At 44.3% G+C, this 12578-nt stretch carries 12 protein-coding genes; 9 read left to right on the top strand and 3 right to left on the bottom strand.

Translation table 11 applies throughout. The features are described 5' to 3' along the window. The first annotated feature begins 338 nt into the window (after nt 1–338). The 5 genes from A6301_RS06645 (at nt 339) to A6301_RS06625 (ending at nt 3916) form a co-directional block, all read left to right on the top strand. Entirely contained in the window at nt 339–590 is a 252-nt protein-coding gene (locus A6301_RS06645; protein ID WP_234257392.1) for a hypothetical protein, read from the top strand. 226 nt (nt 591–816) lie between these two features. After that, nucleotides 817–1152, top strand: a complete 336-nt coding sequence (locus A6301_RS06640; RefSeq protein ID WP_234257391.1) for a hypothetical protein — start codon at nt 817–819, stop codon at nt 1150–1152. Nucleotides 1153–1284: 132 nt separating this feature from the next. After that, complete coding sequence (locus A6301_RS06635; RefSeq protein ID WP_107168865.1) at nt 1285–1581, top strand: 2Fe-2S iron-sulfur cluster-binding protein; 297 nt, start codon at nt 1285–1287, stop codon at nt 1579–1581. 12 nt (nt 1582–1593) lie between these two features. Beyond that, entirely contained in the window at nt 1594–2268 is a 675-nt protein-coding gene (locus A6301_RS06630; protein WP_234257390.1) for a hypothetical protein, read from the top strand. Between the two features lie 457 nt (nt 2269–2725). Continuing rightward, nucleotides 2726–3916 carry an integrase arm-type DNA-binding domain-containing protein gene (locus tag A6301_RS06625; protein WP_234257389.1) on the top strand — a complete coding sequence of 397 codons (1191 nt, stop codon included), beginning with the start codon at nt 2726–2728 and terminating at the stop codon, nt 3914–3916. A 662-nt stretch (nt 3917–4578) separates the two neighbouring features. On the opposite strand, the gene A6301_RS06620 is transcribed toward A6301_RS06625, so the two are convergent. The 3 genes from A6301_RS06620 to A6301_RS06610 form a co-directional block, all read right to left on the bottom strand. Beyond that, nucleotides 4579–6780, bottom strand: coding sequence for a hypothetical protein (locus A6301_RS06620; protein ID WP_234257388.1), 2202 nt, complete (start codon nt 6778–6780; stop codon nt 4579–4581). Between the two features lie 277 nt (nt 6781–7057). Continuing rightward, on the bottom strand, nt 7058–7381 hold the full coding sequence (locus A6301_RS06615; protein ID WP_234257387.1) for a DNA-binding transcriptional regulator: 324 nt from the start codon (nt 7379–7381) through the stop codon (nt 7058–7060). Further along, nucleotides 7365–7724, bottom strand: coding sequence for a type II toxin-antitoxin system RelE/ParE family toxin (locus A6301_RS06610; RefSeq protein WP_234257386.1), 360 nt, complete (start codon nt 7722–7724; stop codon nt 7365–7367). Before A6301_RS06610 ends, A6301_RS06615 begins: the two co-directional genes overlap by 17 nt. A gap of 1019 nt (nt 7725–8743) precedes the next feature. Between A6301_RS06610 and A6301_RS06605 the strand changes: the two genes are divergently transcribed. From A6301_RS06605 to A6301_RS22465, 4 genes are read left to right on the top strand one after another with little or no spacing between them, the layout of a single operon-like run. Next, a complete protein-coding gene (locus tag A6301_RS06605) occupies nt 8744–9622 on the top strand; it encodes an integrase domain-containing protein (protein ID WP_234257385.1) in 879 nt (292 codons plus the stop codon). Between the two features lie 2 nt (nt 9623–9624). Further along, on the top strand, nt 9625–9825 hold the full coding sequence (locus A6301_RS06600; protein WP_116586223.1) for an AlpA family transcriptional regulator: 201 nt from the start codon (nt 9625–9627) through the stop codon (nt 9823–9825). Next, on the top strand, nt 9822–10358 hold the full coding sequence (locus tag A6301_RS06595; RefSeq protein WP_039547926.1) for an ash family protein: 537 nt from the start codon (nt 9822–9824) through the stop codon (nt 10356–10358). Before A6301_RS06600 ends, A6301_RS06595 begins: the two co-directional genes overlap by 4 nt. Further along, complete coding sequence (locus A6301_RS22465) at nt 10351–12387, top strand: AAA family ATPase (RefSeq protein ID WP_370642182.1); 2037 nt, start codon at nt 10351–10353, stop codon at nt 12385–12387. The genes A6301_RS06595 and A6301_RS22465 overlap by 8 nt, the downstream gene beginning before the upstream one ends. Nucleotides 12388–12578 lie beyond the last annotated feature (191 nt).

The raw sequence follows: 12578 nt of genomic DNA, 5'->3' as shown, positions 1-12578 counted from the left end.
TATTAATGAAGATATTTATTACAGAAATAAATCATTTGTTATCTTTATAATTATGATCGTGCTACTTTTATACTTTGGCTCAGTGCAGACACACTTGGTTGGTTTTCCTCTGTTTGTAGAGACGCTGTCCCTCTGAATATTTCAGCTTCTGCTGTGAAGCGATAAAAAAACTAAACATAAGGAAGTGGCTGACAGGCTGTTAGCGTTTATCTGTGTAAATATTTTTCGTACACATTTTTTGTTGACAAATTATTTTTTTATTGACCCTGAATTTTACGAAAGGTAGCATTATTAGCATGCATGAAAGCCATTTTCAGACACGCTACTAGGATCGTAAAATGTTCATCTCAGATAAAAAGATCGCAGAAAGTTTAATTGAAAAATCAATTGTTCTTATCGAGCAAATCAAAGCAGAGTTAGTTGTGCTGAAAAGCTCTTTGCCTCAGGAGGAGTATGAAAAGTGTCGGCATGTTGCCGGGCACTTAATTTATACGTTAACGGGTAAGGTTATAAATGATATTTCAATTGATCATCCAGATTTAAAACCAGATGGCTTTACAGTTTATTTAAATAAAGATGCGGATGTGTGATTTTTTTGTTATTTCCTTTCCTTTTTTTGTTATTGTTTCGTGCCATTTTTTAAATGGCACGTGATAGATAAAAGAAAAAAATCTTGATTTCTTTACTAATTATTTTAGTATTGATTAGGTTTTTGCGATAAATGCATGTATTTGTTGCCTAAATTATTTTGGTTATTGGAAGATAAAAAACCAAGTGTTAGAAACATTAATTAGCATACTTTTAAAGGATTGAGTTATGTTAAAATCCCCTCCCTTGTTGGTATTATCCCCATTGATTTTGTCGTTTGTTTTATTTTCAGGTAAAGCGATCAGTTCAGATGATAAACCCCTTCCTATTGACCTTATTAATGGGAAAGTCAGTTTTATACAAACACAAAATCAAAAAATGTGTATTGTTAAAAGTAAAAAATCGAATGAAATGATTATCGACGAAAAATATTCACTATCCCTGACCGATAGATGTATAGCCGAATGTTCATACCTATTAGATATGCCTGGTGATTATGGAAGTACGAACTTCCATAGTTGTCTTGCACAATGTAAAGGTGGCGTTGCGATGTGTGATTTCTAATTTTAAAATTAGTTTTTTTGTCAGTGTCTTTTAAAAAATAATCTTGTTAATTTTTTATATTCATTTTCATGATTTTTTTAATGTGTTTATTGAAAAAATTCAATTAGTAAATTTAAAAGGATGGTATGAGTTATGGCTTCATACAAGATACGGATTTTGAGTTGCAGCGGCGGCACCCAAGAAATAATGTGTCCTGATGATAAATATATACTTGATGCTGCTGAAGAAGCTGGAATAGATCTTCCCTACAGTTGCCGGGCTGGAGCGTGTTCTACATGTGCATGTAGGGTGATCTTTGGAAGTTATGATGATAGCGATCAATCTTTCCTTGATGGAACCCAGAGAGGAACATTTATATTATCTTGTACAACATATCCTACATCAGATATGACAATAATGTCTCATGCTGAAGCTGACTTGGTTGAATAAGAGGGTTGAATAATGGTTAGCAGAAGGAATTTTATTTTATCCGGTGTTGCATTCAGCCTTTGTAGCTTGGCATATAGAGTAAATAGTGAAACTGGCGAGCGACTTACAGTAATAAATGCAGTGTTAATTAATGACGTAAATGATATTAATGAACGCTTGGATAAGTTTGTATTTAAAAAAGGTCAATGCAATTCTGTTAAATCAACACAACAGAGTGCTGTAAAAGTTATTATCAACGTTATCCGTAAGTCTACGATGGAACCTTTAACCGGGAGCAAAGTGGGTTTATGCCTTTCTGATGCTTTCAAATCTAAAGGAAAGCTTGCTTCTGCGACTGAGAACTGCAACTTAACGTGGGCCGAAATTAGAGATGAAGCACCTATCGAGTTTATTACCTACATCCCTAAATTGTCTTTAAAAGGAAAGAAGGTGATGAATCCTATGGATATTATCATTAGGGAGGGAAATAAATTTGGTGTCTATCGGTTTAATTTCCCCTTGGATTATTTATCATCGATCGGTGTATTCCAGTCGAATGCGAAAGAAGCGGTAACAACGACTACCCTGACAGATAAAGCAATCGAGCTATATGGGGCAAAGCCAGATACCTCAGTTGCTGAGCTACGACCTGATTTTGTTGATGGTTTTTATCGGGTACCTATAACTTTTATCTTGGATGATGCTTAGCTATCGTTAATAGCTCGCGCTCGTTAATCTAATCAATATCTAGCTAAAGTAGGGATTCTGCACATTTAACTCGGAATCTCTGCTTCCTGCCCTCTAACATGCCTCTGGATACAACTAAGATCGACCTCTCGCCATACTTCTAGCTATACGCAGATACAATAATCAGTGTTGCATGCGTCTATGAAAAATTCATTGGCATAATTTTCGGGTATTATTGTGGATATCAAGAGTAGGGCTAATTTAAATAACTAATATTTATCATAACATTAAGTCAATATGCTGCTAATTATCGATAACTGTCATCGACGTCCATTAGCGTTTGTTACGCTCTATCTTATGGTTTAATTCTATTAAATTACAGTTAATTACCGTGCATTGGTGGGTGGAGTCGTCCATTGTTATCCACGGAAATAGCGGGTATCTTTGCGGGTATCGTTTATCTGATACCCGCAATCCTATGCCGCTGACTGATGCAAAAATTCGTAGTACCAAACCGACCAGTAAAGCAATCAAGCTGGCTGATGGCGGGGGCCTGTATCTGGAGGTTCGTCCATCAGGTTCAAAACTGTGGCGCTACCGATACCGTATTGCAGGAAAAGAAAACGTATTTGCTCTGGGGGAGTATCCAACACTGAGTCTTGCTGAAGCCCGCGCAGAGCACGATAAAGCGAGAGCTTTGGTCAAACAGGCAATCCACCCAGCACATCAACGCCAGTTAGAACGTATGGCGAGCCACAGTGCTAACGCGAATACGTTCGAAGCTGTTGCGCGTGAATGGATCGATAAAAAGTCGCCAGACTGGACACCCTACTACTTACGGCAGGTAGAACGCTTCTTTGCTGCCGATGTATTCCCCGCCATTGGTAAGTTGCCGATCAAAAGTGTTAAAGCGGCTCACCTGCTTGAGATCATTAAACGTATTGAAGGTCGAGGGGCGGAGACGGTTGCTTTGCTGGTCAGGCAATGGTCATCTGCGATATTTCGTTACGCCGTTGCAACGCTTCGAGCAGATAGCGATCCGGCGGCTGCGCTCAAAGGTGCGGTACGCCGCCCTAAAGTTGAGCACCATAAACCTCTGTCTCGCACTGAAATTGCGGATTTCATGCAGACACTGAATCGTTATGGTGGCTATCGAACCACGGTGATTGCCTTAGAATTGATGTTACTGACGTTTGTCAGAACCGTGGAGCTTCGCAAAGCGGAATGGAATGAATTTGATCTGGATGGTGCCGAGTGGCGAATCCCTGCCGGAAGAATGAAGATGCGAGAAGAGCATATCGTCCCGTTATCAACGCAGGCGATAGTTCTGTTACGAGAACTACAGACATACACTGGTGGACGCGGGTGGCTGTTTCCAAATTATCGGAACCCACATGATTGCATGACGGCGACCACTCTTAACCGTGCGCTTGAGCGTATGGGGTTTAATGGCAAGGACGGCATCGGTTTTTCTGCGCACGGCTTTCGCGCTACCGCATCAACTATTTTAAATGAAATGGGCTACCGACCTGATGTGATCGAACGTCAGCTTGCTCATACTGAGCGTAACAAAGTTCGGGCAAGTTACAACCGTGCGGAGTATCTGGATGAACGACGGAAGATGATGCAGATGTGGGCGGATTTTGTTGGTAATTTGCATTGTATGTAATTTTATTGGTTATTATTTATGTGCTTTGTATTTAAATCCGGTTTTCCTTACCTTGAAGGCGGTACTTGAGATACCAGCGCTTAGAGCTGTGAGGATTCCCCAAAAGATAGAGGTCGTGCGTGTCCTTTCTCGTGAGGCTTAACAGTTCGGGCAACAACCTTAGTCAGTGCCATAATTGGGGGCCAACGCATAATCGAAGTGAATTTCTCCCCAAATTATCTAGATGCCAATGGACGAAAAAAGGCCACAGTGGATAAAACAGACAAAATTGCAGGGAGGGAAATGAAATTAATATATTTATATTACAGTGGATACTGGCATTACTGGGCGATCGTGGACATAAAAAATCCACCATGCGGTGATTTGATTTTCATATAATGGTGAATACCGGACTCGAAAATTATTGTATTTGTGTAATTTTAAATAAAAACACTACCATTACGACCACTAAATTGACCCTAATGGATTTTAGACAACATTCTTTCGAAGTAAATACAAGGAGAGAAAACACTCAGATAAGAAGGGGGTAAATCCCTCCTTATCCGCTAAATTTGACAGATCGATAAGAGCGAAAGACAAAGTTGGCATTTAGTTATATGACTAGCTAAAAGCTAAGGAGATTATCGGACGCAGCCAATTCTATCGTAGCCAATGATTGATGACTATAGCCTTTCATTGAAAAATGAAATGAGCTTATCCTCATAATCTAAACCAGTATTGGTTTTTAATTCATCACTAAGCTGCCGAATTTTTGCTTTCACTCTTCCTGACGATTTTTCTCCGTGACCAATAATTAGTTGCCTGACCTGCCTGCCAATATCGCTAGATACATGGTTAGATATTTGCACACCTAACAGGTTCGGAAAAGTATTCTCATAGAGAGCGTTAATTTTATTTTTAGGAGGTGTAAAGCTTATATAATTATAAAGAAAATCGGGTCTCATATAGCAACTAACAGGATATTTTTGCTTAAATAATCTACTAACAGTTCTATGTGTCGCTGTATCTGATGATAGCCACCAAGTTTTGTATCCTTCTAATGAGGATTTAGTCTCACCATGCATGTCTCTAAGAGCATAAATTGTTAAAATCAAATTTGCGTCTGCCCGAGCTTTAGCCGCAGATCCTTTTACCGAAGATAACTCATTTACCAATGTAATTAAATCGTTATTATCGATATTGACTTTCATCTCATTTGTTGATGATGACACATAATCAATGCCGAACTCTTCATTCAAAAAATCAATTAATTCTTGTTTTGCTAAAGGTGAATTAATAGAGACAAAGTTATCTAAATATAACTCATACGAATTTACCTTATTTTCATTTTTAGCATACAGGAACGATCTAATCAAAATTTGATCGACAAACTCCTCTGACCCACTAATAAATTGGTCGATGTTATCTTTATAGTTATCTTGAAAGACTCTGTAGGAGTTTTTGATATGATATAAGAGCTCATCAAGTATGGTATCGTTAACAAGCAAACGGACACCTCTAGATTTAGCAGACTTTAGCAAACTCCAATAACGCTTGTTTTGATCCTCTAAGTAAACCTCCGAAAATGCTGGAACGAGTATTGATGTGCATACAAAAATCCTCATCTTCCCAGCCATTTGTTGAAAGTAACTAATAATATGTGGATCACACTTCATTAAAAATAGCATTAAATATGTTTTTGATAATGACTTAAGATATTCCTTTGCTTGTGGAGAACCAGAGTAAACAATATCTCTAATTGCCATAATTAAGGCACTCTTAACTCTATTTCTATTTTTATCTATAATATTTGATGCGTCTAAAACCAGATCTACTGTATCTGATAAATTTGATTCGAATAGATCAGAACCACCTCCATTTAATAAAAAATCAGAAAATTCCAATCCTTGCTGATAATATATAAGTTCAACTATTTTTTTCAAAATTTCCGGAAGTTTTTTTATCTGGACTTCTTCATCTTTAAGTTTTGTTCTTAGCACGGATTCAGCTTCATCCATAAAACTATTGTATAAAATCTTATCCTTAGAGTTATCTGCTATAATTTTCAATCTTGTCTCATATGGCAAACAGTAACTATCATCATTATCACGAGTGTGGTGATTTATCTTTTTGTTTGGTTTTTTAGATAAGGATTTTAACCGTTTATTTATCTTAGAACGCAGTCTTTCGACTTCAAAATCAAACATTTCTCGAACTGCACTTTCAATTTGATCTGATGTCATTAATATATATTTATCTGGATCTGTGTCTCTAAGCGAATACAGAATTAAACTATCTATAAGCTTATCGTTGAGGTTTCCTTCATGACTACTCCTTCCTATTTGTTGCATTAAAAATACATATAGTCTAGGATCTTTCACAAAATCATTTACAACAAATTCCTTGCCAGGTTTCTGCATTTCTCTAAGGTGACGAGAAATAAAATTTATAATTACGCTCTGGGTTGCAGGAGAATCGTTGCAGTTATCTGCAATCCATTTTGCATCGAAAATCCTTAGATTTATACCATAGTCATCATTACTCATATCGATTAACTTATCTTTGTTTTTTACCTCTACACTAGTAACATAAGTGAGTCTAGAATAATTTATAGAGTTATCTCTTAATTTATCTAAAGTATCTATCAACTTCTGTTCTGATTTTTTATCGATAGTTATCTGAAATATAGAGGTTGGCCTGTTCGCATCTTCTGATGCATATTCAAGACCATCAATTCCCCTATCCTTTATTCCACCACTACTCAAAAATTTATAACCTAAACGAGCAGATAAAAATTCTTGAGAAAAATTTTCAAAAAGAAAACCATCATCAATGACAGCCAGCATATCCATAACATCTTCTGCGTGAACCGATTGATTTTCCAAAATATTTCCTTAAGTTAATATATTAACGTGCAATAAAAATATATTATAGCCAAAAAACGAACGTTTTTTAGCCTTCTTTCAAGATTATTATCCATACCAACTTAACGTCGATTCATCTAAATTCCAAATTTTTTAAACAGTTAAAAGTGATGTCCTAAGTAGTTTATATCAGCAGTATATTATTTCATTATGAACTTTATTGGCTTAATAGCATGCCAAATTAATGTAAACCCTATCGGTCAAATTATCATATCAAAAATAGGTCAGGACAACGCAATCAAACCAACACCTTCAACCCATGCTTCTGCACCACGGTAAGCAGTTTCAGCGACAACCCGCTAGGGCGTTTAACACCGCTTTCCCATTTCTGCACCGTTGAAACACTGGTGTTCAGGTAGCTGGCGAAAACAGGCTGGCTAACGTTCAGCTTTTCACGCAATGCTTTGATCTCAATAGGCTGAAGATCGTCCACGCTGTTGAGGCACGCTTTGTTAAAGTTGCGCATCGTTTCCTGTGGGATAGCATCGACGCTGAATAATCCAGAAGCCGCGCTATGGATAGCCTCAAATGCAGGACTCTTGAATTTACTTTTTGCGGTCATGGCAAATCTCCACCAGTTCTTTACTCTTAATCAGTGCCGTAATTTTTTCATCGGCAAGGGTTGCGTAGTGCTTCGCCAAATCGCGGAATCCGGCCAGTTCGCGATTATCAATATTCGCCATATCCTGCTTGGCAAACAGGAACGTGTAAAACCAGTGCTGTCCACCTTTCGCCAGTATGATGGCGCGATCACGATTCTGGTTCAGCCGCTTCTTATAAACGCCGCCGCCGAGATCATCAGCTTTCCCTTGCATCACCGCCTCGATAGCTTCACACAACTCGCTATCTTTGATGGCGTGGGATTTAGCCGCCTTAGTGAACCATTTAGTTTTGAATACACGCATCAGGCCGACATCCTGTAACCTTAATTATAGCACTAAGTGCTAGATTACTCGCTTTTCTGGCAGAGTCAAAGCACTTGAAGTCTGCAACACTTTGTCGTATTTTTGACCATGAAAACCTGCTGTCGATGACAGCCACCAATGTTTTCAGTATCGGGATGATACGAGTGACCTGTGAGAAACGCCTTCGGGTGGTCACACTGCCAAAGTCATAAGGAATAGAGCGTGGTCTGAGACTGACGCCTTCGGGCGACCACACGATACTTTTACTTTTCCATTGCCTGAAAGGAAGGGAGCGTGATTAAGAAGCGCGGTAAATCTGCCATCCTTTGAAAGCAGATGTCGTCAGGTAGTTTGAACGCCGCTACGAGCGTGACGATGAAGGTTCCGTTGAACTTTACTTCAAGCCCAACGTTGCCGTGGGCTTACTATACCCAGCCAGAGAGCGGCTTCCAAGCCGTAGGAGACTGGCCTTAGCTGCAACGTTTATCGTTGTGGTGATTTCACTTCATAAGCGGCTTAAACAGCGCTTACCCTCGTAAGTTCGCGTTATCGCGTAACTTCGATTTTACTCGTCTTAATGATTTGCGTCTGCGCGTGTGAACGTGCTGGCTGCGCGCTGCTATGCCGTCAGGCATCTGCTAAGCGCCTGCCTGCAACGTCTGCACCGGCGTCACTTTTTCCGTGTCAACGGATGAAAGTGACGCCGCAGCCGAAGACCCCATCAGCCCCTGAGACATGCACCTCAACTACCGCGTCATGAATCTGACACATCCGTTTGTGCCGGACTGACCGCTTTTTTACAGGAGATTGAACCGATACCGAGGCAGGCCTAACCGCCTGAGAGGAAATCCTGCAACCGCAGGCGGCCGCACCGAGTGCCTAGCCGACACCTCCCAAGACCTCAACTGCTGTCCGCTCTGGCGCACAGGTATCGTTCAAGGCAGGTCAATTGCGATTGTTTCTGCCCTTTCCCATGCGCCAGAGAAAAGCATCCAGTTGAATTATGAGAGGTAAGTTGCATGAGTAAATTAAGTCGTGAAATGACCACGCTGGCGAAACAGGCTGGCGGGAGCTACAAGACGGTTCATGATCGTATCCGCATCATGGACAGGCTGTGCCGTCACCTGCTGGCGCTGAATATTCAGGTGCGTGACGTGAAGTATCTCAAAGCCAGACATATCGAAAGTTATATCGCCGAACGGCTGTCACAGCAGATTGCCCTTCGTACCCTGCACAACGAAATGGCGGCGCTGCGCACGGTGTTTAAGCAGGGAGGACGGGAAAAGCTCGCCGTTTCTGATCTCCTGACCAACAACGCGTTGGGGCTGAGTGGCGCAAGCCGTGCCGGGACAAAATTCGCTATCCCGGATGAGCGCTATCAGGCTGTTCTGCTCGCGGCGCAACAACGCGATAAAGGGCTGGCCTGCGCACTTCAGCTTGCCCGATTGCTGGGGCTGCGTTCCCAGGAAGCGGTGCAATGTGCCAGTTCGTTGAAGACGTGGGAAAAGCAGCTTGAGCGTCACCAACAAACGCTGACCGTGGTCTTTGGCACCAAAGGCGGCAGGCCACGCGAAACCCGGATTATCGATCGCGAGGCGATTCAACGGGCAGTAAACGAGGCGCTAAAGGTGGCCAAGGCGCGTAACGGCAGGTTGATCGATAAACCCGACCTGAAAACCGCTATGAACTTCTGGCGCACGCAGACCACCCGCTTAGGGCTGACCGGCCACTACTCCCCACACAGCCTGCGCTACGCATGGGCGCAGGATGCCATGCGTTATTACCTGTCACAGGGCTTTTCCCGCAATGAAGCCAGAGCATTAACCTCTATGGATCTCGGTCACGGTGATGGTCGGGGGCGCTATGTCGAGCGGGTTTACACCCGGAAGGAGGATTGAACATGACGGATAACACGTTGATTCGCTTATCGGGTGTGATGAAAAAAACCGGCCTCAGGAAATCATGGATTTACCTGCTGATGAAGCAGGGGGAATTCCCTCAGACGGTCAAAATCGGTGCCCGCTCAGTAGCGTGGGTGGAAAGTGAGGTGAATGACTGGATCGCGGCACGTATCAGCCAGCGCGGAGAGGCTAAACCATGATGCATTGTTATTTTTTTCTGGCGGGCAATTTACGATATACTGCTGATGCTGCGGCAAAATCCGCAGCCGGAATTGGCGTTCCGACACTTACCACGTTGCCTAAAAGACACGGATTTATTACGTGTCTTTTATTAGGCGATGCCTGCGCATACCTGTCAATGGTGGCTCAGGCGGGGGCTCCGCAAGGAGCGCCGGGCTACGTGGTAACCGGTTACGCCAACCCCGTCTGGGCTACCACCATAGAGGTTGGCGTCTCAGGTGGTAGTGATACCCTGCTTACCACGGAGGCTGCCTTATGGCTACGATCCTTCCCTTTCTCTACCCGCAATCTTTCTTTTTTTCTGCGGGGGTACATCATGTATGACCCCACGCCCCTGACGTTAGAAGAACTCGTCGATCACTGTCGGGCGCTGGCCTACGCCATCATTGAACTGGACAACGCGCTCGCGAAAGAGCTGCTGATCTTTATCCTTTGGGAACGTCTGAACCAGTTGAATGACGCACTGCAAGCGGAGGTGGCTGACGATGAGTAAATTCGTTTCAGACATTGCTGCACAGTCGCGCCACCGCTGGCGTGCCATTCTGTCTGCACTGGCTATTCCAGTGCCTTCCGGTGGTAAACACGGCGCTTGTCCTGCCTGCGGCGGCAAAGATCGCTTCCGCTTTGACGACAAAGAAGGACGGGGAACGTGGTTTTGCAATCAATGTGGTCATGGTGATGGCCTTGATCTGGTCGCACGGGTGAAAAACTGTGACCTGTCAGATGCCGCAAAACAGGTGGCCGCGCTGACACTCCCCACCTCAACAGCGCCAGCCAGGGAAAAAGCCGCTGAGCGCCCGCCGCTGGCCGATAAAATCAAGCAGATGCTGACCCATTCAAGGAATGGCGAAAGCGCCTACCTGAAAGCCAAAGGGTTTTCTATCGTCCATGCCCGCCTGACCGCACAGCAAAAAATGCGTATCGGCGGCGTGCTGTTTGATGAGGGAAGCCTGCTGCTGAAATTGCATCGCGTTTCCGGTGAACTGATCGGCGCACAGTTGATCAACGACGACGGAGAAAAACGCCTGCTGCCGGGCTCACAGTTGAAAGGCGCTTTCATTGCGGTGCATTACCCGAAAGAGCCGGACACCATCGTGATCACTGAAGGATACGCCACCGGCCTGACCATCAGCCAGATCACCACGGCAGCGGTGGTCGCGGCGGTATCGGCCAATAACCTGATGAACGTCGCCCAAGCCCTGCGTGGCTGGTATCCCGATGCCACTATTATTCTGGCGGGCGACCATGACCTGCATGCCGACGGTTCAACCAATATCGGTAAAGAACAGGCTGAAAAAGCCGCGCTCGCGGTGGACGGCTGGTTGTCGTTACCGCCCACGACAACGCTCTGTGACTGGGATGATTACCGTCAGCAATATGGGCTTGAGGCCACCAAATCCGCGTTCAACAAACAACGCTATCAGCCCGACACGATGTATACGCCTTTAGTTCGCACTGATTCCGCTACACCGGCATTCAACACCGCATTACCCCTGCGCAAAGGCTCTGACGGTTTTGATACGCGACAGGATTACCTGATTAAAGGCTATCTGCCGAGTTCATCCGTTGCCAGCGCTTACGGTGCCAGCGGCGCGTATAAATCGTTTCTGGCGGTATCGTGGGGATGCCATATCGCCACTGGCAAACCGTGGGCAGGCAAGCCGGTGACACAGGGCGCGGTGATTTATGTTGTTGGTGAAGGTGGGATTGGCGTTCCCCGCCGTATCCGGGCATGGGAGCAGACGCTTAACGGCGGTAGCCCGATTGATTCGCTTTATCGCGTCGATTGCCCGATTTTTCCGGCCAGCCCGGAGAGCGTGCAGCAGGTGATACACGCCGCCCGCGATGTGAAAGTCGCCTCCGGTATGCCGGTTCGTCTGATTATTCTGGATACGCTCGCCCGCTGTTTTGGCGGTTCGGATGAGAACGCGGCTAAAGACATGGGCGCATTCATTCAGGGATGTGACGCGATTAAAGCGGCAACACAGGCCACGGTGCTGATTATCCATCATTCCGGTAAAGATCAGGACAAAGGGGCGCGTGGCTCCAGCGCCTTTCGTGCCGCGCTGGACGTGGAATTTAACGTCAGGCGTGAAGGTGACGGCGGGGCATTAATCCTCAGTTGCACCAAGATGAAGGATGCGGAAGAACCACCGCGTCGTGCCTATGACCTGAATGCCGTCGATCTGTACGTGGATGATGATGGCGACCAGATCACCTCGCTGGTGTTGAACGATGAAGGCCGTGAAGTCAGAGAGGATGAGGCTGCCAGCGCTCCCGATTTAGCCGGTATCCCACGGCTAACGGAAAACCATGTCGCCTTATGGCAGGCAATTCGTTCGCGAACGTCCAGTGGTGATAGTTGCACCCGTTCGTTGATTCGGGATGACATGCGGGCGATGGGATTTGACGTATCCAAGAAGTTTACCCGCTGGCTGGATAAGTTGGAAAAGGACGGTCTGATCGTCTTTGATGGGGAAAGTATCACGCCGTTATCACAACGGAATAAAGTGGGGGATTAAACGGGGGAAAGTGGGGGCGAAAGAATAATGAATCCCTCTATCCGGCATTTTCCCCCACTTCCCACGCATATATAGGCGCGAAGTGGGGGAATAACTTAACTCAATAATAAATAAACATTTTTAATATAGGCATGAAAGTCAGGTGGGGGAAGCAGTGATCCCTGACTAAGTGGGGGAAAGGTGGGGAGGGT

Origin of the sequence: Pectobacterium sp. IFB5596, from assembly GCF_021432585.1 — a bacterium.
Lineage (GTDB): Bacteria > Pseudomonadota > Gammaproteobacteria > Enterobacterales > Enterobacteriaceae > Pectobacterium > Pectobacterium punjabense.
This window is presented reverse-complemented; position numbering and strand designations above follow the sequence as displayed.